Below are 23,463 nucleotides of genomic sequence, written 5' to 3' on the forward strand. Positions count from 1 at the left end.
TCAGCGGCGTCCGGTCAGCTTGGCGACGTCGATCTTGATCCCACGGCGGTCGAGCTTCGAGAGCGCGGACTTCGCATTCTTGCGCAGGATCCGCTTCCCCGTGCGCAGCACTCGCCCGCGGTTCGACGCCTCGAGGCTGCCGGGCAGATCGAGGCGGGTGAGGCGCTTGCGTTTGAAGTACACCATGTCGCCCGTGCCGACGGCCGCCGTGAGGAAGCGCACGGCGGGTTCGCGCAGGTGAGTCATGATGGTCGACTGCATGCAGTAGGTGACGGCGTCGATGAGAGCATTGAAGTCCTTGAGCCCGCGGCCGCCCGGTCGGTCCTCGAGGACATAGCCGCCGCGATTGAGCGCATCGACGATCGTCAGCGGGATGCGGTTGCTGTTCTGATACGGGGCGATCCGCTCGAGGAGCAGCTCCGTGCCGACGACAGCGGTCTCGGTTCCGTACAGCGCTTGGGTGGTCACGAGCCCGGTGGAGAAGCACGAGACGACGAGCCGGGGCTGCGTCCGGGATGCCACCACCTCGGCGAGGACGGGCACATCAGCGAGGACGAAGCGCAGGCCGAGGGCCTCCGCGCGCCGCCTCAGCGGTTCGGCGACGGTCCGGGCCGATGTCGGGTGGGGCTTGAAGATCACCGTGCCCACTCCGCGCTTCTTCACCTCGTCGAGCATGTCGAGGTGGAGCTGGATCTCCTCCTCCTCGGTGATGAGCTCGATCTCCGCAAGGTACTGGCCGAGGACCAGGGCGCTGTCGTCGATCGGATTCGACAGGCCCGCAGAGGTCAGGGCGTCGTCGGATTCCTGGGCCATCTCCTCGATGACCGGACGGAGTTCGTCGACGGTCAGGGCGATGCGATTCGGAGCGTGTTCGGCGAGCTGCCGGGGCATGACTCCGGGAAGCAGGTCGGTGTAGTGGACGTTCTCGAGGCGCTGCCAGAGCGGACGACCGAGGGGATTGCGCACCGGCCCGTAGCTCATCAGGCCGTCGGAGTGCACGGAGATCGGAGCGTCGGCGAAGACCTGGGTGAGCGCGTGTGCCGGATGGCCGGGCAGCGACTCGACGACGAGGGAGATGTCCTCGTCAGGGGAGAGCGACCACAGGTGTTCGAGCAGCGTGCGCATGATCGGCGCCCGCGTCGGCGAGATGCCGAACTGCTTGGGGTGGCTCGGCCAGATGGCGGCATTCCAGTCGACGACCGAATCGAACCGACTGAGCAGGGTCGTCGAGCCGAGCAGGTCGATCGCCGATGGGGTGATCTCGGGCGCGTAGGCGTTGTTGGCGACCACGAGGATGCGGCGTTCGTCGGCCGACCCGAAGTGACCGGCGTTGATGTTCGCGGCCACGTTGGCGAGCTGATACAGGGTGGAGACCTGGATGAGCTGTGTCATGCCTGTGCCCTCCTCAGAACCGGGGCGATGACCGGAACTCGGTCATCGCCGAACTTCTCGACCACCCGATCGACGAGTTCGGGTTTGATCATCTTGACGTTCGTCGTCGCACCGGCGAACAGCTTCTGCTTCACCTCGGCGGTCATCTGGTCCGATCGTTTGACGAGCTGGTGGTAGAGGATCGACAGGAAGTTCCGCACGGCCTTCGTCTCGAACTCGTCGATCTCCGGGTCGCTCTCGAGCATTGCGAAGACGGTCCGGAAGGCCGGGATGAAGTCGAGCTGCCGTTCGTCGTAGATCGAGGTCAGCGACGTCGACATTCCCTTGCGGTAGCACAGGCCTGCGGAGTTGATGACGGCGAACGAATCCGACTCGAGGTGCTGTCGCCACGTCCAGGGGCGGTCCTCACAGGTCCGCAGGGCGGGATCGAAGGTGAGCAGGCCGCGATCGGCCATGCTGCGGGTGAAGATGCCCGTCCAGCACGCCGGGTAGTCGACCATCGTCGGCATGTTCGCGGGCATGATGTAGTCGCGCGGATTGAGCGGACGGTTCCGGAGAGCACAGGGCGCCTGGTTGAGGCTGCGCTTGGTGCCTTCGACGAGGACGTAGTCGATCTTGACGAAGTCGACGCCGAGTCCGGTGATCGCATCCGTCATCTTCCGCAGGTGACCCGGCGCGTACCAGTCGTCTCCGTCGAGGTAGGTGATGGTCTGGCCGGTGGACGCCTCGAGCGCCAAGTTGCGCGACGCCGAGACACCGAGCGAGGTGGGGTTCTCGATGGTCACGAGATTGAGTTTGTCCTCGTACTCGGCGATGACTTCAGCCGAGTGGTCCTCCGAGCCGTCGTTGACGACGAGGACTTCGAGTTCGTCGGGGGCGAACCCCTGCATGGTCAAGCTCTTGAGACTGCTCCCAATGGTCTGTTCGGCGTTCTTCGCCGCGATGATGACGCTGGTCAGGGGAGTGGTCATGGGGTCCTTTCGCTGCTGAGCACGGCCGCAGGGGAATGCCGCACGTGCATGGGCTCAGACGATGGTAGACACGGCTGAGTAACAGCAGGTGACGACAGGGTTAACGACACGGTTCGAGGAGTTCACCGAAGGTTGGCCTCGAGAGGCCGGCTGCGTGCGGATTCCGCTGTGCCGGATTCCGCACGCAGGCACGGTTCTGTCCTATGCGCACGGGAAACCGCCCCGACGGACACCTGTCCGTCGGGGCGGTTCGCCTGCTGACTTCAGAGGACTGAGATCAAGCGGTGACCTTGCGGAGGGAGTCGATCTTCGACTCCTCGCCGGGCATGACGCGCTTGACGCCGTCACCCATGGCCTGTTCGAGGACGCGCACGCCCTTGACGAGCGAGGCGAACTCGCGCGGCTCCATCGATGCCGACTGGTCCGATCCCCACATCGAGGAGTCGAGGGTGATGTGACGCTCGATCGTCACCGCGCCGAGCGCGGCGGCGGCGAAGGAGATCTCGAGGCCGAGCTCGTGGCCCGAGTAGCCCACGGGCACCCCGTAGCGCTCCCGCATCGCGGGGATCGCGAGGAGGTTGACCTCCTCCGGCGGCAGCGGATACGTCGAGGTGGCGTGCATGAGGACGAGCTTGTCGCGGTCGAAGACCTCGACGGCGGCATCGAGGGTCGCCCAGTCGGACATGCCGGACGAGCAGAGCACCGGCTTGCCGGTCTCGGCGATCGCGCGGAGGAGTTCGAAGTCGGTCAGCGACGCCGAGGCGACCTTGTAGGTGAGCGCATCGAACTGGTTCTCGAGGAACTCGACGGAGTCGACGTCCCACGGGGAGGCGAACCACTGCAGGCCGAGTTCCTTCGCGTAGCGGTCGATCTCCGTGTACTCCTCGCGTTCGAACTCGACGCGGAACTTGTAGTCGAGGTAGGTCATCTCGCCCCACGGGGTCGAGCGCATCTTCGACTTCTGGTGTTCGGGCACGGCGACATCGGGGTTGCGCTTCTGGAACTTCACTGCCTGCGCGCCTGCGGTCGCTGCGGCATCCATGAGCTGCTTGGCGATCTCGACGTCACCGTTGTGGTTGATGCCGATCTCACCGATCATGTACACGGGCTGGCCGGGTCCGACGAGCTGGTCGCCGATGGCCACGGGGGCGATGTGATCAGTCATGAATCCTGCTTTCGTTCGTACGCGGTGAGTGCCGCCGCGCGGGGTGGGTGGTGCGATTCCTTGTGGAGTTGTGTCTGCGGTGTGGAGTTGTCGGTGGGGCCGCCGGGAGGCCGCGCTCCGGTGTCTGGCTCAGCTGCGGGCGGGAATGAGGTCGCAGACCTCACGGACCGCGCCCCGTCCGCCGGGCCGGTCGAGAACGACTCGAGCGGCGGCGAGCACCTTGGGGTGGGCGTCCGCGACGGCGATCGGCCACCCGACGACGTCGAAGGCTTCGAGGTCGTTGATGTCGTTGCCGACATAGGCGACGCGGGTGGCGTCGAGGCCCTGCGCGTCGATCCACGACCGCAGAACCTCCGACTTATTGTCCACACCCTGGGTTACGTCGATATGAAGTTTCTCCGCCCTGCGGGTGACCACAGGGTTGCGTTCCTTTGAGAGAATCATGACAGGGAAACCTGTTTTCACCAAGCGTGAGATTCCCATTCCGTCGCCGCGATGGACCCTGACCTGCTCGTTTCCGTCCTCATCGACATAGGCGCCGTCGTCGGTGTGGACGCCGTCGAAGTCCGTGACGAGCGCGTCGACGTCGATGACCTGAGCCGTCTCCTGCGTCGAGGCGATCGCGCGGACCAGCGTGAGGTCGGACATGTCGTCGATCTCGCGGGCGTGCTCGGGCGGGACCTCCTCGATGCCGACCCGGCCGAAGAAGCGGTGTCCGCTCTCGAGCAGCCCGGCCGTGCGCATGACGTAGAACGCCCCGGTCTCGTTGAAGTGCTTGGCTCGGTCCTGGCGCCGTGGGCGAAAGGCCTTGTCATGGCCGACGGCGACCGCCTCGGCGTCGTCGTCGAGGCGCCAGAGGAACGAATGGTCCTCGACGGCGGAGAACACGACGTCGTCCTGTCCGTCGGCGACCCGGCACACGGCATTGTCGATCGAGGCGGAGTCGATGAACGGCGACGTGCACTGCATGAACACGGTGACGTCGAAGTCCTCGTCGAGGGTGTTCAAGGTGTGGATGATCGCCGATTCGCTCGTCGCTGTGTCCCCGGCGATCTCCGCGGGACGGTGGGACACCTCGGCGCCGGCCCGGATCGCCTCCGCGGCGATGCCCTCGTGGTCGGTCGAGACGATGACCCGGTCGATGCTCGGGGTGGCCTTCGCCGCGTTGATCGCCCGGGCGAGCAGCGAGACGCCCGCGACCTTCTGGAGGTTCTTCAGGGGGATGCCCTTCGATCCGCCGCGGGCGGGGATGATGGCGACGGTTCGCGATGTGTTCGGCTCGGATGTCCTCGTGTCCACCGAGGTGGGAGCGGGTGTCGCCGAGGCGGGAGCTGGGTGGTTCGGGATGGCGGTGTCAGTCACAATGCCCCGAACCTAACGACGGGCCGTGACGCGCAGGTGAACAGCCGGTGTCGCCGAGGCGACCCCGTCATGTCGAGTTCAGGTCAGCGCCAGGTGACGTTCCACATCCTGTTGTTCCACGCCTCGAACGGGATGACCTCGCCGGTGTAGATCGGCCAGAAGTACGCGAACGCGAGCACCGCGGCGGCGAGGATGAGACCGACGCCGAGGCGGCGGGCCAGCAGCGTCCACGAGGGCCGGCCGCCTCGGCGCCGGGAGACGCGGGAGGTTTCGGGGGATGTCGGAGTGCCGGTCGCCGGTGGCTGGCCGGGGGGCATTGTCGTGTCGGTGTCCGGTGACTGACCGGCGACTGTCTGTGGTTCGGGAGCGGAACCCGGCGTCGCCGGGGACGGTCGGACCGCCTCGGCGAATGGGGGAGCGGGATTCCGCCTGCCCCACAGCAGGGTCAGGCAGTACGTGAGCGCGAGGACGACGAAGGGCACCATGACGATCGTGTAGAACGTGAAGATCGTCCGCTCCTGGTAGGCGAACCACGGCAGCCACGTCGCGGCGAGTCCGGCGAGGATGACCCCGCAGCGGACGTCGCGGCGGATGATCCACGCGGCGAGGACGATGAGGAGCGCGACGGGTGCCAGACCCCAGATGACGGGGTTGCCCACCGAGGTGATCGCCGAGGAGCACCGGATCGCCTCGCACCCGAGATCGCCCTGGTTGAGGGATTCGTAGTAGAACGACGTCGGCCGCCACTGGACGATCCAGCCCCACGGGTTGGACATGTAGGGGTGCTCGGCGTCGAGGCCGACGTGGAACGAGTACGCCGTGTAGTGGTAGCGCGCGAGCGAGGGCAGCCAGTACAGCCACGACGGCAGGGACTGCCACCAGCCGGGCGTCTCGGCCGCCCACTGCCGGTCCCAGCCGTCGTCGGAGAGGATCCAGCCCGTCCACGTCGCGATGTAGGTGATGAGGGCGACCGGCACGAGCGAGAGGAACGCCGGGATGCTGTCGCGGATGAGGGCGCCGAGCCACGGATGGACGACGCCGGCGCGGAAACGGGAATGGACGTCCCAGGCGACGACGAGGATGCCGAACGCCGCCAGGGCATAGAGGCCCGACCATTTCACGCCGGTGGCGAGTCCCAGGCTGATGCCCGCGGCGATGAGCCAGGGTCGCGCGCCGAGGCGGGGGCCGAAGTTGATCGCGTCGGCGACCTTGGCGCGGGCGGACTTCGCGGCGGGGCTCTGGGCTTCTGCGGCGTGGCTGGCTGCGGGGTCTGCGGCGGATTCGCTCGTCGGCGGGGGAGCGCTGTCGAGTCCCGCGGTCCAGCGGGCGAGTCGCTTCGTCACCTGCTCGCGGTCGAGGAGGATGAAATAGAAGGCGAGCAGGATGAAGGCCATGAGCACGATGTCGAGCAGGCTCGTGCGGGAGTGGACGAAGTGCTCGCCGTCGACGGCGAGCAGACCTGCGGCCACGCATGCGAAGAAGGCTGATCGGAACAGCTTCCAGGCGACGAGGCCGATGAGGAAGATCGTCAGGGTGCCGACGATGGCGACGGAGAAGCGCCAACCGAAGGAGTCGTCGGCGCCGAAGAGGTCGATGCCCCATCCGATGACCCATTTGCCCAGCGGCGGATGGACGACGTACTCGGGGCCGGACTCGATGACGCTCGGGTCGCCGGCGTTGAACGAGTCGTCGGCGTTCTCCGGCCAGGCGCGCTCGTAGCCGAAGGTGACGACCGAGTAGGCATCCTTGACGTAGTAGGTCTCGTCGAAGATCAGCCGCGGCGGGAAATCGAGGCGGAAGAGGCGCAGAGCGCCGCTGATGAGAGTGATGACGATGAGTGCCGGCCACATCCACACCGGAGCCCGGGTCGCCCACATGCCCGCGGAGAAGGTCGTCCTGCGCAGAGCCGCAGCTCCGGCGAGGACAGCCTCGCGCCGGCGGGCCCGGGTCTCGCGTGCGACGCGGCGCGACGGGCCGGTGTTCTGTCTGCGGTCTGTGCGGGCGGATGACTCCGCCGTCGGTGACATCTCCTCGCGCACGGCCGCTCGGGCCGCCGAGGTGGCCGCAGCCTCTGTCGTCGGCTCTGGGCTGGCCGCCGGCTTGCGGCCGGTCGTCGGGTCAGGGGCGCTCGACGACTCGGGGCCGGTCGTCGGGTCAGGGGCGCTCGACGACTTGCGGTCGGTCGTCGGGTCAGTGTTGCCCGACGACTCGGGGCGGGTCGTCGGGTCGGAGGACCGCCTCGGCGATGGGGGATCATGGGGAGCTGTCATCACCGCCAAGTCTAGGGTGCGGCGCCGACCAGCCCGTTCAGCTTGCGCTCGGTCGTGTCTCGGACGTCGGGCCGCCTCGGCGCGCGTCATTCCCTGCTGCCGCCCTGTGGCGGCGCAGTGGTGCAAATGGCGGTATCGCACGCGGGGGAAGGCAGTTAGGCTGATCACTACAGGCATTGCACAACGTGCTGTGCGAGAAGTTCCGTGTACGAGCGAAGACGGTGATGAGAGTGTCGAACAACCCGAACTACCGCCCGAGCGACCCACCCCAGGTCGGTTCCCAGCAGTTCGGCTCCGAATACGGAGCGTCCCAGCCGTCGCTCGGTTACGGTTCCGGACAGCCCGGCTACGGCACTGGCCAGAACGGCTACGGATCGGGCCAGAGCGGCTATGACCAGGTCAGCTACGGTGGCGGCCAGTACACGGACTACGGGCAGTACCTCGACTCGGTGGGACCCTCGGGCGGGCAGCCCGCGATGGGCCAGCCGGGCGGTTTCAGTCAGCCGGTCACCTACGGCACGTACGGTGCGCCGATGGTCGTCTACCGCAGGCCGAACACACTGGCCGGGTGGTCGATGTGGATGGGCATCATCGGCCTCGCCGGCGGTTTCGTCTGCTGGCTGCTCGCGATGATCCCGGTCATCGGGTGGCTCTTCAGCTTCCTCGCGATGCTCCTGTGGCTGGCGCCCATCCTCGCGGTGATCTTCGGGCACGTGGCGCGCGGCCAGATCAAGCGCACCGGCGAAGACGGGCGGGGTCAGGCGACGGCGGGCCTCGTCATGGGTTACATCAGCATCGGCCTGGCGATCCTGGCCATCGTCATCATCGCGATCGTCGGGGTGAGCCTGTTCGCGATGTTCGCCGCGACGGCCTGAGCGGCGGACTCGACTTCACCGGGCGGCCCACCGCCCGGCATCGGTCGCAGAGGGTGCCTCCGACGGTCGACGATGCAGGATTGCAACACGTTCGCCTTTGGTCTCGGTGCCGTGCTCGGTACGGTTGAGGGAGAATCCCCGAGGAGAGAAGTCATGAGCAGTCAGAACAACTGGAACAATCCCGACATGTACTACCAGCAGCCGCAGTCCGGGCAGCCGTCGAACAGCTACGATCCCAACGGCTACCAGGCCGCGAACAACCAGCAGGTCGCGAACTACGGAAGCGCGTACGGTCCTGCGAGCTATGGCAGCGCCGGGGTCGGCTACCAGCAGCTGGCACCCACGAACACCTTGGCGATCATCGCCCTCGTCGCCTCGATCTTCGGCACCATCTCGGGCGTCTTCCTCGCGGGCATCGCCGGGATCGTCATGGGCCACATCGCCCGCAAGCAGATCAGGGAGCGCGGCGAGCGCGGCGACGGGATGGCGATCGCCGCCCTCTGGGTCGGCTACATCGGCACGAGTCTCTGGATCCTCTTCTGGATCGTCTACATTCTCTTCTTCGTGGCGATCCTCGGGGTCGGATTCCTCGGCAGCGCCGGCTCGTACAGTTGACGAGGCCGCATCCCGCACGGTGGCCGACTGCACCGGCGCCTGAGCCGACGACGCCCGATCCTGTTCTCGGTCCCGATCCTGTACTCGGTGAGGAGGCGGACGGGCTGCCCCCGGATGCGTTCGGCGCTCCTGAACTCAGCAACCCAGAGACTCGTGATACTGAGTCCGGTGACTCAGAGTCCGGTGACCGAGAGTTGTATGACATCGGGGCGGGCCACCGCTATTCCGGTGCTCCCGAATCCGGTGGTCCCGGGTTCGGTGACCCGCAGCCTGATGACCGCGATTCAGGCCACCAGTCCGCGGCACCGCGTGCCGACGGATCGCACGCTTCCGACAGAGCTGACCACGCTGCCGACAGAGCTGGCCACGCTGCCGACAGAGCTGGCCACGCTGCCGACAGAGCCGACGCAGGCTCGCACGGCGATCCCTCGATGGACGAGGACGCAGCCGACCCGTCACTCGACCCCAAGCCGGCAGGCGGACGACTGATCCTTGTCGGGACTCCGATCGGCAACCTCGGCGATGCGAGCCCGCGGATGCGGGAGGCGATCTCGACTGCCGACGTCATCGCCGCCGAGGACACCCGCCGCTTCCTCTCCCTCGCTCAGCGTCTGGGGATTGCGCACACGAAGCGCGTGCTCAGCGTCTTCGACCACAACGAGCAGTCCCGCGCGCCCGAGATCGTCGACCTCGTCCGCGGCGGTCAGACCGTCGTCCTCCTCAGCGATGCTGGGATGCCGGCGGTCTCCGACCCCGGATATCGCGTCGTCAGGGCGTGCGCCGAGGCGGATCTGCCGGTGACCGCGACGCCGGGGCCGTCCGCGGTGCTCATGGCGCTCGCCGTCTCCGGTCTGCCGAGTGATCGCTTCAGCTTCGAGGGCTTCCTGCCCCGGAAGTCCGGGGCTCGCCGGACGCTCTTCGACGAGCTCAAGTCGGAGAAGCGGACGATGGTCTTCTTCGAAAGCCCGCACCGGATCGCCGAGGCGATGGACGACCTCGCATCGGTCATCGGCCCCGACCGGCCGATGAGTATCAGCCGGGAGCTGACGAAGACGTACGAGGAGACGCTGCGTGGGACCGTCGGGTCCCTGCGCGAGCTCGCCGCCGATGGTCTGCGCGGGGAACTCACCCTCGTCCTCGCCGGTGCCACCGAGGTGGAGACGGCTCCGGAGGACCACCTCGGCGAGATGGAGGAGCTGGTCGAGTCGGGTGTGCGCGCGAAGGAGGCGGCCGGCCAGATCGCGAAGCGCTTCGGTCTGTCCAAGCGGGAGATCTACGAGGCCTGGCTCCACCGCGAGTGACCGCGGTGCGGGGTGGGCGGTGGGACCGGCGCGTCCGTGCGCGGTCGGCCCGTCGGGCCCGTCGTGCGGCCCCACTTGCGTGCGATCGGCTGTGGACGGTTTGGGCTCACTTTCGTTTGGGCGGCACTGTTCGCAACGTGAGCTGCTCGTGCTCGACAGAGCTCAAAGCGGCGTGGTCAAGGGTTGCGGTTCGATCAGCGAGCTCGTCTGACGCTTCCGACTCGTCTCGCAGTGTCGACGCGAACTCGAGTGCTGGCACGCTCGCCTGCGGTGATGCGTCTCTGAGGAACTGCGACCGCCGGGGACGTGGCGGCCCGGCGACGTCAGGGACGGTGACGCTGGTGCGTTGCCGTCACGCCCCCTGGGGAGACTGCGAGCACTCGCGTTCGCGCAGCCTGTGGACGCTCATCGCGTTTCCACAGGACACCCGATCGCAGATGCGGCGGCCGACTGCGGGCGCCAGAGTGTGCGGATGGACGATCACAGGGAACAGCCGACATGCAATGTGGTGACCTCTCAGACCCTGCGTGCAGCAGGGGTGACCAGCGTGGAGATCAGTCGAGCTGTCGACTGCTGTCTCATCCGCGTCTGCCGCGGGGTGTATTCGATCGCCGTCGCCTGCACGGTTCCTCGCCATGCGCGCATCCGCGAGCTGATCACGGACACGGTGTGGACTGATCGGTTCCAGGACTCTTCGATAGCCGAACAGATCGAGAATCGTGCGATTCGCACTCAGTTGGCACGGCTCGAGGTGATCCACTACCCGCACTATCGCCGCGGCGATGTCGTCTCCGGTGTGTCTGCAGCGCTGCTGCACGACCTGCCGATGTTCGACCTGCCGCTCCGACCGTTGACAGTCATGCATCCGACTGCGAGCACGCTGAGCCCGGCCATCCGCCGCTTCCGGCGCGCGGTGCCCTGCGCTGATCGGGCGAACCTGTCGGACGTGGACGTGACGAGCTCGATCCGCACCAGCCTGGACCTCATCGAGTACGGCGGTCCAGTTGCGGGGTACGCCGCCTTGGAGGCCACCCTGCGACGCGGCGTCCACAAGCGGTACGGACTCAAGAAGCGTCTGGGGTTCGCCAATCCCCATGTGCTCGCGGACATCGGCCGGAACCTCGTCGCCCACGACTTCGCTCCCGCTGCACTCCGACTGGCGCGTGGACGCAGACGAGCTCTCACCCTGCTTGCGCACATCTCTCCGCTGTCGGAGAGCTACGCGGAGAGTCGAAGTTCGTTCAATCTCCATCTCCTCGGCCTCCACGATTTCGACCAGCAGTGGAATGTCGCCCACGACGGGGACTTCCTCACGAGGCTGGACTTTCTCCACCGGCAGACGAGGACGGCGTTGGCCGTCGATGGTTCCGGCAAGTACGTGGAGTTCGGACGCAGTCGCCTGAAGCGGGAGAGCTACCAGCACAACATGCTGCTGACGATGGGGTACAAGGTCGTCCACTTCGCCTTCCGAGACATTCTCAATCCACAGGTGTTCGGGGCGAAGCTCTTCGAACAGGCACCGGAGCTGCTGAAGTTCAGGGGCAAGCCCCTTCGCCTCTGAGCCTGCTCTGCGTCGACCGGCAGGGGTGCCGGGAGCGAGTCCTCGCCACAGCTCACTCTGGTTTCCAGGGCTCATGCCAAGAACCGAGCCCTGGAAACCAGGGTGAGCTCTAACGCCGTGGGGCTGCAGGCGCGCCTTCCCGCCGGCCCTGTGCGCGGGCACCCACCCCGCGGGGACGACCCGCCCCGCTGGGATCCGCCCCGCCGGGCCCTCCTGCGCCCCCACGCACCCCCGCGACTTCCTCCGCCCGTCGACCCTTTGCGCGGGAACCCGCCCAGCCCGGACCGCCCAGCCCGGACCCGCCCCGAGGCCTCCGCCCCGCCGGGACCCACCCCTCCGGCCTCCAGGCCCACCGCCCGCCCCGCCCGGCAGGCCACCCACCCCCGCGGACACCGTCCGACCCGCCGCCGCGCGTCCCTTAGACTGATTGACCTATGGGTTACTACGTGACAACAGCGATCGCCTACCCCAATGGGGCCATCCACATCGGGCATGCATACGAGTACATCGCCGCCGACACCATCGCGCGGTTCAAGCGCCTCGACAACCACGAGGTGTTCTTCGCCACCGGCACCGATGAGCACGGTCTGAAGATGCTCCAGGCGGCGAACAAGCTCGGCATCACGCCCAAGGCACTCGCTGACGACAACGCGACGAACTTCCGCGACACCCAGCTGGCCCTCGGCTCGACGTTCGACCGGTTCATCCGCACGACCGACCCCGACCACTACGCGGCTTCGCAGGCGATCTGGCGCCGGCTCGAGGAGGCCGGCGACATCTACCTCGACTCGTACTCCGGCTGGTACTCGGTGCGCGACGAAGCGTTCTACACCGAGGACGAGACCGAGGTCGTCGACGGCGTGCGCCTGTCCAAGGAGACCCGCACCGAGGTGACCTGGACGGAGGAGGAGTCCTACTTCTTCCGCCTCTCGAAGTACCAGGACCGGCTCCTCGAGCTCTACCGCGACCACCCGGAGTTCATCGGGCCCGACTCCCGCCGCAACGAGGTCGCCTCGTTCGTCGCCTCCGGGCTCAAGGACCTCTCGATCTCGCGCACGACTTTCGACTGGGGAGTGCCCGTGCCCGGCAACGACAAGCACGTGATGTACGTGTGGATCGACGCCCTGACGAACTACCTCACCGCCGCCGGGTACCCCGATGACGAGGAGGCTCTGGCGAAGTGGTGGCCGGCCGACGTCCACATCATCGGCAAGGACATCATCCGCTTCCACAGCGTCTACTGGCCGGCGTTCCTCATGTCCGCGGGCATCGAGCTGCCCCGCCGCGTCCACGCTCACGGCTTCCTCTTCAATGCCGGGGAGAAGATGTCGAAGTCCGTCGGCAACGTCGTCGATCCCATCGACCTCGTCGACGCGTTCGGTCTCGACACCGTCCGCTTCTTCCTTTTCCGCGAGTTCTCCTACGGCCAGGACGGCTCGTACACGAAGGACTCGATCATCACCCGCAAGAACGCCGACCTCGCCAACGAGTACGGCAACCTCGCCCAGCGCTCCCTGTCGATGATCGCGAAGAACTGCGACGGCCAGGTGCCGCAGCCCGGTGAGCTCACCGAGGCGGACGAGACCCTGCTGGCGCTGGCCCGCGGCACTCTCGACACCGCTCGGCGGCATGTCGACACCCAGTCGCTGCATCAGTACGTCGACGCGTGCTGGAAGGTCCTCACCGAGGCCAACCGCTACTTCTCCGCGCAGGAGCCGTGGAAGCTGAAGAAGACCGATCCCGAGCGGATGGCCACCGTGCTGTGGGTGACGATCGAGGTCGTGCGCATCGTCTCGATCCTCATCCAGCCGGTCATGCCCGAATCCGCGGGCCGGATCCTCGATCTCCTTGGGGTGCCCACCGGAGTCGCCGAGGCGGGGGCGAAGGTCCTGCCCACTGCCGTCGAGTCGGGCTCCGGTGCCGAAGTCATGGACACCGTGTCCGCGGGTGCCGCCGTCGGCGTCGTCGCCGGGGCGGGTGTCGCCGCCGCCGGCATCGCCCCGTCCTTCGCCGAGGAGGCCGAAGGCTCCGTGGCCGCCGCCGACATCGATCCCCGGTCGTTCGCCGCGATCGACTACCCGCTCGTGCCCGGCACACCGCTGCCGAAGCCCGAACCGGTGTTCCCGAAGTTCGTGGAGGAGACGGAGTAATGGCCTCGCGCGCCGCCGGAACGTATCCTCCGGTGCCCGAACCCCTGCCCCACCCGATCGTCGACACCCACACCCACCTCGACATCGGCACGGGCATGCGACTGCCCTTGGGTGCGGGGGAACCGGCTCCCGAGGTGACCCCCGACGAGGATGAGGAGTTCCCCGACCTCGACTTCTTCTTCAACACCGCCGAGCAGGCCGGGGTGCGGCGGATCGTGCAGATCGGCTGCGACCTGCCGGCGGCCCGGTGGACGACGGCGCTCGTGGCCTCCCAGTACGCCGGCCGCGCCGGTGCTGCGGACCCGAGCGTCGCCGCGTCCGTGCCGGCTCCGCCGGAGACCCCGCGCACGTGGATGCTCGGCGGCGCGGCCCTCCACCCGAACGAGGCTCCGCGTCTGGCCGAGGCCAGCCTGCTCGACGATGCGCTCACCGAGATCGAAGCCCTTGTGACGAGCCATGACCGGATGCGCGTGGTGGGGGAGACCGGTCTCGACTACTTCCGCACCGGCGAGGACGGCATCGCCGAGCAGCAGCGTTCCTTCCGCGCCCACATCGAGATCGCCAAGCGCACCGGCCGCGCCCTGCAGATCCACGACCGTGAGGCCCACGCCGATGTGCTGCGCATCCTCCGCGAGGAGGGCGCGCCTGAGGTGACGATCTTCCACTGCTTCTCCGGCGACGAGGCGATGGCCCGCGAATGCGCCGAGGCCGGCTACTTCATGTCGTTCGCCGGCAACATCACGTTCAAGAACGCCGATGAGCTGCGCCGGGCCGCTGCGAGCGCCCCGCTCGAGCTGCTCCTCACCGAGACCGACGCCCCGTTCCTCACCCCGCACCCCTATCGCGGCAAGCCCGGCGGGCCGTACCTCACCCCGATCACCGCGAGAAAGCTCGCCGAGGTGCGCGGGATGGATGCCGGTGACCTCGCCGAGGCGGTCTGGACGAACGCAGAGACCGCGCTCGGCGGCTGGGACTGAAGGCGGCGAGGCTGCGCGGCGACCGCGGGGCAGCTGGGGCGCCTCGGCAGCGCAGCCACGGCTGACCAGCCGGACGTGGGCTGACCAGCCACGTGTGAGCCGCCGGGGTCGGGCGATGCCGAACGGCAGCCCGAACGGCACTGCCGACCACGCGGAGACGACGGGTCGCGACGGTGAGATCACGGCCGCCTCGGTGGTGGTGTCGGTCTCACCCTGAGAACCCGGGAATCGGTGCCAACGGCGCGTGACCTGCGACGATGGCAACGGCCGCGATCGCCGAGAATCCGGGAGTCTGGGAACTTCCTGTTACGGATTCGTGATCTTTTGCGTTACATGTAACGAATCGGTTACAGTGGACGAGTTGCAAACAGCTGATCAACTCTGCTCGGGGATATTTCTGTGATTGATTTTCTCAAGAACCGCAAGGTGCAGATCGCCGCACAGGCGGTAGTCATCACCGGTCTCGTCGGTGGCACCGGCGCCGTACTCACCATGAACAAGCCCGTCACCCTCGAGGTGAACGGAGAGCCGAAGGAGATCCGCACGTTCGGCGGAACCGTCGGCCAGATTCTCGACAGCCAGGACATCGACCTCGAGAAGAACGATGAGGTCAAGCCCGGCATCGACACGAAGATCGACCGCGATATGACGGTCACGGTCAACACGGCCAAGGACATCTCGCTCACCGTCGACGGCAAGAAGACCGACGAGTGGACGAACGCGAACACCGTGGGTCAGGCGCTCGCCGACCTCGGCGTCGACGCCAAGGACGCCGACCTCAGCGCTGATGCCGACGACAAGCTCAAGGTCGAGAGCCCGACCGACATTGCGGTCACGACCGCCAAGGCTCTGACCGTCGTCGCCGACGGCAAGGACGTCAAGGTCACGGCTCCGGTCGACACCGCAGAGGACGCCCTCAACGAGGCGAAGGTCGAACTCGACAAGGACGACTTCCTCTCCGTGCCGATGAGCGCATCGGTCGCCGACGGCCAGGTTCTCACCGTCAACCGGGTGGAGAACAAGACCGTCAAGGAGAAAGAGGAGATCAAGCCCGAGACCCAGACCAAGAAGTCGGACTCGCTCTACGTCGGCGAGACGAAGGTCGAGGACAAGGGCAAGGCCGGTGAGAAGGAAGTCGAGTACGCGGTCAAGACCATCAACGGCGACGAGGTCGAGAAGGAGAAGAAGGGCGAGAAGGTCCTCTCCGAACCGCAGGCCAAGGTCGTGATCGAGGGCACGAAGAAGAAGGAAGCCCCGGCTCCCAAGGACGACTCCGGTTCCGGCTCCGGTGGCAGCGACTCCGGTTCCGGTGGCAGCGACTCCGGCGATTCGGGTTCGGGCTCCGGTTCCGGCGGCTCGATGTCGACCGAGGAGATCAAGGCGATGCTCGGCGGACCCGGGTCGAAGTGGTACCAGGTCGCCAAGTGCGAATCGAACTTCAACCCCCGTGCGGTCAACAAGCAGAACAACGCGCACTTCGGACTCTTCCAGTTTAAGCTCGCCACCTGGCAGAGCGTCGGCGGATCGGGCAACCCGATCGATGCCAGCCCGCAGGAGCAGTTCGACCGTGCGAAGAAGCTGCAGGCGAAGGCCGGCTGGGGCCAGTGGGCCTGCGCGTGACCTGCACTGTCTGAGCAGTAACGCGCTGAGCGCGGTGGCCTGAGCAGGGCGGCTGCGCGAGCAGAACAGCTGAATGGCAGAAGAGGGACTCCGGATGATTCCGGGGTCCCTCTTCCGCATCATCGCCGAATTCTGGTTGTCAGGGTTCTCGCCGAGGCGGCCTGCCCGTCCCGGCGCCGAGCGGCCTTTCCCTCGTCCGGACCGGCACCCTGAGCTTTCGCCGAGAGCGTGACAATTCTTTGGCACTCGAGTTGACCGAGTGCTAAAGGAGTCATAGAGTCGAATTAGCACTGACGCTCAGTGAGTGCCAGTTTTATGAAGACGGTCGAACTCCTCGGCACCCGCGACGACGAGTGGTTCCTCAGGCAGCCGCCGCCGTCTGACTTCACGTAAGTTATTCACCCAGCGAAGGGAGAGAGCCCGATATGTCGGTCTCCATCAAGCCACTCGAAGATCGGATCGTCATCCGTCAGGTCGAAGCCGAGCAGACCACTGCCAGCGGTCTGGTCATTCCCGATACCGCCAAGGAGAAGCCGCAGGAAGGCGAAGTCGTCGCAGTGGGCCCCGGCCGCGTTGCTGACAACGGCAACCGCGTTCCCGTCGACGTCGCTGTCGGCGACAAGGTCATCTACTCGAAGTACGGCGGCACCGAAGTCAAGTACGCCGGCGAAGAGTACCTCGTTCTCTCGGCGCGCGACGTGCTCGCCGTCATCGGCTGAATCCACCTGAACAACGCTTAGAGAACAGGAGGACGAATGCCTAAGAATCTGGAATTCAACGACGAGGCCCGTCGTTCACTCGAAAAGGGTGTCAACACTCTCGCTGACACCGTCAAGGTGACCCTGGGACCCCGCGGACGCAACGTCGTTCTCGACAAGAAGTGGGGCGCCCCCACGATCACGAACGATGGTGTCACCATCGCGCGTGAGGTCGAGCTCGACGATCCCTACGAGAACCTCGGCGCACAGCTGGCCAAGGAAGTCGCCACCAAGACCAACGACATCGCCGGTGACGGAACCACCACCGCGACCGTCCTGGCCCAGGCCTTCGTCAACGAAGGTCTGCGCAATGTCGCCGCAGGTGCGGCTCCCGGCGCGCTCAAGCGCGGCATCGAGACCGCCGTCGAGGCCGTCTCGGACGAACTCGGCTCCATCTCCCGTGATGTCGCCGGTTCCGAGGAGATCGCCCACGTGGCCGGTCTGTCCGCCCAGTCCGAGGAGATCGGCTCGCTCATCGCCGATGCCTTCGACAAGGTCGGCAAGGACGGCGTCATCACCATCGACGAATCCCAGGCTTCCGACGTGGAGCTGGAGATCACCGAGGGCATGCAGTTCGACAAGGGCTACCTGTCCCCGCACTTCGTCACCGACGCTGACCGTCAGGAAGCCATCCTGTCCGATGCGCTCATCCTCATCAACCAGGGCAAGATCTCCAACATCCAGGAGCTCCTGCCCGTCCTCGAGAAGGTGCAGCAGGCCGGCAAGCCGCTGTTCATCATCGCCGAGGACATCGAGGGCGAAGCGCTGTCGACGCTGGTGGTCAACAAGCTGCGCGGCATCCTCAACGTCTGCGCCGTCAAGGCTCCCGGCTTCGGCGACCGCCGCAAGGCCATCCTCGAGGACCTCGCCGTCCTCACCGGTGGTCAGGTCGTCACCCCGGACATGGGCATGAAGCTCGATCAGGTCACCCTCGACGAGCTCGGCAACGCCCGCACGATCACCGTCACCAAGGACACCACCACCATCGTCGATGGTGCCGGTGCCGATGACGCAGTGGCCGGGCGCGTCGCCCAGATCCGCTCCGAGATCGAGAACACCGACTCCGACTGGGACCGTGAGAAGCTGCAGGAGCGCTTGGCCAAGCTCTCCGGTGGCGTTGCGGTCATCAAGGTCGGCGCCGCCACCGAGGTGGAGCTCAAGGAGCGCAAGCACCGCGTTGAAGACGCCGTGTCGGCGACCCGTGCGGCCATCGAGGAGGGTGTCGTCGCCGGTGGCGGTTCGGCACTCATCCACGCCGCCAAGGTGCTCGACGGCAAGGACTTCGGTCTCGACTACGACGGTGCCACCGGTGTGGAGATCGTCAAGCGCGGAATCGTCCAGCCCCTGCGCTGGATCGCTGAGAACGCCGGCCAGGACGGCTACGTCGTCGTCTCCAAGGTCCAGGACCTCGAGTCCGGCCAGGGATACAACGCCGCCACCGACTCCTACGGCGACCTCATCTCCGCAGGCATCATCGACCCGGTCAAGGTCACCCGCTCGGCTCTGCGCAACGCAGCGTCGATCGCGGCCCTGGTGCTCACCACCGAGACCCTGGTTGTTGAGAAGAAGGACGACGAGGACGAGGACTGACCTCCCCGCTCCGTCCCCTCACAGTCTGATCGGATCAGCTCAGTCTCGAGCAGCCTGACGGCCCGGTCGGCCTGAGACGCCTGCGAATGGCCCGGAACACTGCGTTCCGGGCCATTCGTGCGTTCAGTCCGCGTCGAGGATCGCGGCGAGCCGATCGAGGTCGGCGGCGACAGCCGCCGCATCGCGGTCGACGTCGGCAGCGCTCATCCCTGCGCGATGGACGACGGTGAAGGCGACTTCGCTGACCTCGCCGTGGGGGAGGACGCGGAAGGGATTGTGGTTGACCGTCCCGTCGGGGAACACGACGTCGTGGTCGAGGATGCCGGCACGCGGATCGCCGGTGAACCGGACTTCGACCGTGCCCATCGGGCAGACCGGGACTCGATCGACCTTGGGCAAACCCCGAGGTCACAGGCCCTCCGTTGATTCGTCATGTGAGGGGTGCCATACTCGTCAACGGTTGAATCTTCATTCACCTTTGCGAGAGAGGGGCGCTGTGGCCCACCTGGAGACCGCCAGAAGTCGTGCCAACACCGCGCAGCGGCGCGCACGCATCGAACATGCGGCGCGCTTCGTCGTCGCCGACGGCGGATTCGCCGCCGCGACCGTCCCCGCCGTCGCCCACGCCGCGTCGTGCACCACGGGGGTCATCGACAGCTGCTTCGACGACCACGACGAACTGCTGGCGTCGGTGTTCGCCTCTGCCGCCGGTCGTGAGCTCTCCGTCGTCACCGAGGCGGTCGACGCGTGCTCGACGCCCGAGGCCGCCGTCGGAGCCGTCGTCGAGGTCTTCATCCGCCGGGCGGTCGCCGGGCGCGGCCTGGCCTACGCGCTCCTGCTCGAAGAGGTTCCCGAACCCATCCAAGCCCAGCGCCGTGCCCTGCGCCGCGGCTTCGTGTCCGCGATCTCCACGGCGCTCATGCGCTGCCTCGGCCCCGAATTCCCCACCGAGCTCTTCGCCCGATCGCTCGTCGGGGCCGTCAGCGAGAACGTCGTCGACCTCCTCGATCCGGCCCGGAGCACCCCGAACCCGCTTGAAGTCGAATGGATCATCGACCGCGTGTCCGCGTTCTCCCGGGCAGCCCTGACCGCAGTGCCCCGTGACGGTGCCCTCACCGTGCCCCCGCAGGCATCCGCAGCTAGCCCGGGTGCGGCCGCCTCGTAGACTGGGCACCATGCCCCGCAGCCCCCTTCCGCCCCGAGACGGCATCTCGGCAACATCGCTGCGGGCGCCCGGGGGACTGGCCACCCACGACAAGGCCCATCTGGCCGTGCCCGCCTCGATCGGCGCCTGGCTGGCCTCGGAATTCCCTCACGCCACCGACCTCGAGCTCCGCAGCCTGGTCGCCCGGTCGACGACCGAGCTCGAGGGGCTGCTGGCTGATGCCGATCGACGCGACCGCACCACCTTGAGTGACCGCGACCTCATCCCCGGCCAGCTGAGCGATGCGGCTGGCACGCCGGTGGCCTGGGGCGATCCCGTTGTCCCCGGCGGTTTCTACTTCTTCCACCGACCGGTGCCCGCCGAGGCGCGGATCCCCTTCGAGGTGGCGATCGTCTTCGAGGACGAGGACCTCCTCGTCGTCGACAAGCCGCACTTCCTCGCGAGCACTCCCAACGGCCGCTTCGTCCGCGAATGCGTCGTCACCCGACTCCGCGTCGACCTCGACCAGCCCGACCTCGTCGCCATCCACCGCCTCGACCGCATCACCGCAGGCCTCCTCATCCTCTCGAAGCGGCCGGCGACCCGCGGCCGCTACCAGCGGCTCTTCCAGGACCGGCAGGTGATGAAGACGTACCGGGCACTCGCGCCCGCCCCGCCCGCCGACCTGTCCTTCCCCCTCGAACGACGCACCCGCCTTCACAAGCCTGCCGGGGGACGGCAGGTCATCGAGGTGCCCGGGGAGGTCAATGCGATCAGCCGCATCGACCACCTCGGCGAGATCGAAGCCCACGGTCACGGGGCCGGGCGGGTGAGCGAATACCGGCTCGCACCGCTCACCGGCAAGACCCACCAGCTGCGTGTGCACATGAACGCCCTCGGGCTGCCGCTGTTCGGCGATCCGGTCTACCCGGTCGATCGCAGCCCCGACCCCTACGACTTCTCCGCGCCGCTCCAGCTGCTCGCTGCGACGATCGACTTCACCGACCCGCTGACCGGCCGCCCCCGGCACTTCGCGACCGGGCTCGACCTCGACCGCGCGGGACAGGGGATGCGGCAGGCGTAGTGGGTCGGCGACGCGGAAATGAGACGGACACGGTAGCCTGGAGGTATGAGTCCCAACGCCCCCGGATGCACCTCTGAGGCGATCGTCGCCCTGGTCCGGACCCGAATCACGAACGGTGAGTACCCTGCGGGGTCACCGGTGCGCGATGGTGCGCTCGCGAAGGAATTCAACGTCTCGCGCAACACCGCCCGCGAGTCCCTCAGTCTGCTCCGCCATGCCGGCCTGCTCACCCAGGAGCCCAACCGCGGCTTCTTCGTCCGCACCTTCGGCATCGACGAGCTCAAGGATCTCTACCGGGCCCGCCGGGTCTTCGAGATCCGCGCCGTCCAGGAGTCCCAGGACGCCTCCGACGAGGCGATGGCCGCCGTCGAGGCCTCCGTCGTCCGCGCCGAGACCGCCCCGGAGAACGAGAGCTGGACCGATGCCCAGGAGCACTCGGCGTCGTTCCACCGGGCGATCGTCGGTCTGCTCGGCTCGCCGCTGCTCGACGAGTTCTACCTCAACCTCATGGCGCGGCTGTCGACGACGTTCTCCCGCTCCCCGGAGCCCGGCAAATACCATTCGCACTGGGCGAACCCGCACCGCGACATCCTCGAGAAGATCAAGTCGGGTGACCGGCAGGGCGCCGAAGGGCTGCTGCGCATCCACCTCGACGATTCCGAGGCCTCGACGCTCGACCTCGCCCGCTCCGTCGGCGCCGGCCGCTGAGACTGGGTCAGGCACCGTCCGACCGCCTCGGCGAGCTGACCAGGGCACCCGTCCGGTCGCCTCGGTGAGCTGACCGGGACTCCCGTCCGACCGCCTCGGCGAGGTGTCCATTCTCACAGCCCGCGGTAGTTGAAACTGTGGATCGTCCACATGCCCCTTCGATACCATTGATCAACTGATCTCTCCGCGTCGAAAGGCTGGTCTCATGGGGAACCTCGAGCCCGCAAACGATCCGTTCTCTCTCACTGGGCTCACGTATGACGACGTTCTGCTCCTGCCCGGCGACACCGACGTCATTCCTTCGGAAGCCTCGACGACGACGCGCCTGACCAAGGAGATCGAGCTCAACATCCCGCTCGTCTCCGCGGCCATGGACACCGTCACCGAATCGCGGATGGCCATCGCCATGGCCCGCATCGGGGGACTCGGCATCATCCACCGCAACCTGTCGAAGGAAGACCAGGCCGACCAGGTCGACTACGTCAAGCGGTCCGAGTCCGGGATGATCAACGACCCGCTGACAATCACGCCGGAGAAGACGCTCGAGGAACTCGACGAACTCTGCGGTCGCTACCGCATCTCCGGCCTGCCCGTCGTCGACGAGAACGACGTGCTGCTGGGCATCGTCACCAACCGCGACCTCCGCTTCGTCTCCCGCAGCGAATTCCCCACGCGCACCGTTGCCGAGACGATGACCCCGATGCCGATCGTCACCGCCCCCGTCGGCGTCGCGCCGGAGAAGGCGTTCGAACTCCTCGCCGACAACAAGGTCGAGAAGCTCCCGCTCGTCGACGAGAACAACGTCATCAAGGGCCTCATCACCGTCAAGGACTTCGTCAAGACCGAGGAGTACCCGCTCGCGACGAAGGACGCCGAAGGTCGTCTGCGCGTCGGTGCGGCCGTCGGCTTCTACGGTGACGCCTTTGAGCGCGCCGGGCTCCTCGCCGAGGCGGGCGTCGACGTCCTCGTCGTCGACACCGCGAACGGCCACGCCCGCGGCGTGACCGACATGATCAAGACGATCAAGGCCGACCCGGCGTTCTCCCACGTCCAGATCATCGGCGGCAACGTCGCCACGCAGGAGGGCGCGCAGGCGCTCATCGACGCCGGAGTCGACGCCGTCAAGGTCGGCGTCGGACCGGGATCGATCTGCACGACCCGCGTCGTCGCCGGCGTCGGCGTCCCGCAGGTCACCGCCATCCACCTCGCCGCCCAGGCCGCCCGCGCTGCCGGCGTCCCGGTCATCGGCGACGGCGGCCTCCAGTACTCCGGTGACATCGGCAAGGCGCTCGTCGCCGGCGCCGACACCGTCATGCTCGGCTCCCTGCTCGCCGGCTGCGACGAGTCCCCGGGCGAGCTGATCTTCGTCAACGGCAAGCAGTACAAGGCCTACCGCGGCATGGGCTCGCTCGGCGCGATGGCCCCCCGCAAGGGCAAGTCGTACTCGAAGGACCGCTACTTCCAGGCCGACATCGCCACCGACACCGAGCTCATCCCCGAGGGCATCGAGGGCCGCGTCGCCTACCGCGGACAGCTCAAGCAGGTCGCCCACCAGCTCACCGGCGGACTGCGCCAGACGATGTTCTACGTCGGCGCCCGCACGATCGACGAGCTCAAGGCCAAGGGCAAGTTCGTCCGCCTGACGACGGCCGGCCTCAAGGAGAGCCACCCGCACGACATCCAGATGACCGTCGAGGCACCGAACTACGTCTCGAAGTGAGCACCTGAGCGCAGTGAGCGGCTGAGCACAGTGAGCTTCTGAGCGGTCCGCGCCGAGGTGGGGCCGGGATCCAACTCCAGGTGCGGCTGCGTCCCTCTCCGCAGTGGAGACGACGACATCGACGAACGGCTGCGACCCCCCGTTGCGGGGGTCGCAGCCGTTTGCTGTGATGAGCGTCACAGGACGAATTCTGCGGCGGT

General features: G+C 67.2%; 19 protein-coding genes. 13 read left to right on the forward strand and 6 right to left on the reverse strand.

The window, feature by feature from the left end:
* The 5 genes from FJ887_RS03465 to FJ887_RS03485 all read right to left on the reverse strand — a co-directional run bounded on the left by FJ887_RS03465 (nucleotide 1) and on the right by FJ887_RS03485 (nucleotide 7,160).
* Nucleotides 1-1,392 (reverse strand): polysialyltransferase family glycosyltransferase, encoded by a 1,392-nt coding sequence (locus FJ887_RS03465; RefSeq protein ID WP_137824290.1) that lies wholly within the window; start codon nucleotides 1,390-1,392, stop codon nucleotides 1-3.
* On the reverse strand, nucleotides 1,389-2,363 hold the full coding sequence (locus tag FJ887_RS03470; protein ID WP_137824289.1) for a glycosyltransferase family 2 protein: 975 nt from the start codon (nucleotides 2,361-2,363) through the stop codon (nucleotides 1,389-1,391). Before FJ887_RS03470 ends, FJ887_RS03465 begins: the two co-directional genes overlap by 4 nt.
* A gap of 277 nt (nucleotides 2,364-2,640) precedes the next feature.
* Complete coding sequence (locus FJ887_RS03475) at nucleotides 2,641-3,528, reverse strand: N-acetylneuraminate synthase family protein (RefSeq protein WP_137824288.1); 888 nt, start codon at nucleotides 3,526-3,528, stop codon at nucleotides 2,641-2,643.
* A gap of 129 nt (nucleotides 3,529-3,657) precedes the next feature.
* Entirely contained in the window at nucleotides 3,658-4,890 is a 1,233-nt protein-coding gene (locus FJ887_RS03480) for an acylneuraminate cytidylyltransferase (RefSeq protein ID WP_137824287.1), read from the reverse strand.
* An 83-nt stretch (nucleotides 4,891-4,973) separates the two neighbouring features.
* Complete coding sequence (locus tag FJ887_RS03485) at nucleotides 4,974-7,160, reverse strand: dolichyl-phosphate-mannose--protein mannosyltransferase (RefSeq protein WP_137824286.1); 2,187 nt, start codon at nucleotides 7,158-7,160, stop codon at nucleotides 4,974-4,976.
* 224 nt (nucleotides 7,161-7,384) lie between these two features.
* Between FJ887_RS03485 and FJ887_RS03490 the strand changes: the two genes are divergently transcribed.
* The 9 genes from FJ887_RS03490 to groL all read left to right on the forward strand — a co-directional run bounded on the left by FJ887_RS03490 (nucleotide 7,385) and on the right by groL (nucleotide 18,607).
* Complete coding sequence (locus FJ887_RS03490; RefSeq protein WP_171006947.1) at nucleotides 7,385-8,035, forward strand: DUF4190 domain-containing protein; 651 nt, start codon at nucleotides 7,385-7,387, stop codon at nucleotides 8,033-8,035.
* 153 nt (nucleotides 8,036-8,188) lie between these two features.
* Entirely contained in the window at nucleotides 8,189-8,650 is a 462-nt protein-coding gene (locus FJ887_RS03495) for a DUF4190 domain-containing protein (RefSeq protein WP_137824284.1), read from the forward strand.
* Nucleotides 8,651-9,081: 431 nt separating this feature from the next.
* The gene (gene rsmI, locus FJ887_RS03500) at nucleotides 9,082-9,951 is read left to right on the forward strand and encodes a 16S rRNA (cytidine(1402)-2'-O)-methyltransferase (protein ID WP_137824283.1); all 870 of its coding nucleotides are present in this window, start codon (nucleotides 9,082-9,084) and stop codon (nucleotides 9,949-9,951) included.
* 736 nt (nucleotides 9,952-10,687) lie between these two features.
* Nucleotides 10,688-11,512, forward strand: a complete 825-nt coding sequence (locus FJ887_RS03505) for a hypothetical protein (protein ID WP_140954804.1) — start codon at nucleotides 10,688-10,690, stop codon at nucleotides 11,510-11,512.
* A 434-nt stretch (nucleotides 11,513-11,946) separates the two neighbouring features.
* On the forward strand, nucleotides 11,947-13,662 hold the full coding sequence (gene metG / locus FJ887_RS03510) for a methionine--tRNA ligase (protein ID WP_137827003.1): 1,716 nt from the start codon (nucleotides 11,947-11,949) through the stop codon (nucleotides 13,660-13,662).
* The gene (locus tag FJ887_RS03515; RefSeq protein ID WP_137827002.1) at nucleotides 13,662-14,639 is read left to right on the forward strand and encodes a TatD family hydrolase; all 978 of its coding nucleotides are present in this window, start codon (nucleotides 13,662-13,664) and stop codon (nucleotides 14,637-14,639) included. The genes metG and FJ887_RS03515 overlap by 1 nt, the downstream gene beginning before the upstream one ends.
* 399 nt (nucleotides 14,640-15,038) lie before the next feature.
* A complete protein-coding gene (locus tag FJ887_RS03520) occupies nucleotides 15,039-16,259 on the forward strand; it encodes a resuscitation-promoting factor (RefSeq protein ID WP_137827001.1) in 1,221 nt (406 codons plus the stop codon).
* A 425-nt stretch (nucleotides 16,260-16,684) separates the two neighbouring features.
* Nucleotides 16,685-16,978: a co-chaperone GroES gene (gene groES, locus FJ887_RS03525; protein WP_009376237.1), complete on the forward strand. Its 294-nt coding sequence runs from the start codon at nucleotides 16,685-16,687 to the stop codon at nucleotides 16,976-16,978.
* Between the two features lie 36 nt (nucleotides 16,979-17,014).
* Complete coding sequence (gene groL, locus FJ887_RS03530; protein ID WP_137827000.1) at nucleotides 17,015-18,607, forward strand: chaperonin GroEL; 1,593 nt, start codon at nucleotides 17,015-17,017, stop codon at nucleotides 18,605-18,607.
* A 123-nt stretch (nucleotides 18,608-18,730) separates the two neighbouring features.
* Here groL and FJ887_RS03535 read toward each other — a convergent pair whose 3' ends face one another.
* Nucleotides 18,731-18,973, reverse strand: coding sequence for a hypothetical protein (locus FJ887_RS03535; RefSeq protein ID WP_137826999.1), 243 nt, complete (start codon nucleotides 18,971-18,973; stop codon nucleotides 18,731-18,733).
* Between the two features lie 130 nt (nucleotides 18,974-19,103).
* Between FJ887_RS03535 and FJ887_RS03540 the strand changes: the two genes are divergently transcribed.
* The 4 genes from FJ887_RS03540 (at nucleotide 19,104) to guaB (ending at nucleotide 23,263) form a co-directional block, all read left to right on the forward strand.
* Nucleotides 19,104-19,772: a TetR/AcrR family transcriptional regulator gene (locus FJ887_RS03540; RefSeq protein ID WP_137826998.1), complete on the forward strand. Its 669-nt coding sequence runs from the start codon at nucleotides 19,104-19,106 to the stop codon at nucleotides 19,770-19,772.
* 10 nt (nucleotides 19,773-19,782) lie between these two features.
* Nucleotides 19,783-20,835 carry a pseudouridine synthase gene (locus tag FJ887_RS03545; protein ID WP_140954803.1) on the forward strand — a complete coding sequence of 351 codons (1,053 nt, stop codon included), beginning with the start codon at nucleotides 19,783-19,785 and terminating at the stop codon, nucleotides 20,833-20,835.
* 45 nt (nucleotides 20,836-20,880) lie between these two features.
* Entirely contained in the window at nucleotides 20,881-21,543 is a 663-nt protein-coding gene (locus tag FJ887_RS03550) for a GntR family transcriptional regulator (protein ID WP_137827007.1), read from the forward strand.
* A gap of 205 nt (nucleotides 21,544-21,748) precedes the next feature.
* Nucleotides 21,749-23,263, forward strand: a complete 1,515-nt coding sequence (guaB, locus tag FJ887_RS03555; protein WP_137827006.1) for an IMP dehydrogenase — start codon at nucleotides 21,749-21,751, stop codon at nucleotides 23,261-23,263.
* Nucleotides 23,264-23,463 lie beyond the last annotated feature (200 nt).

It is taken from the genome of Brevibacterium sp. XM4083 (assembly GCF_006489205.2).
Lineage (GTDB): Bacteria > Actinomycetota > Actinomycetes > Actinomycetales > Brevibacteriaceae > Brevibacterium.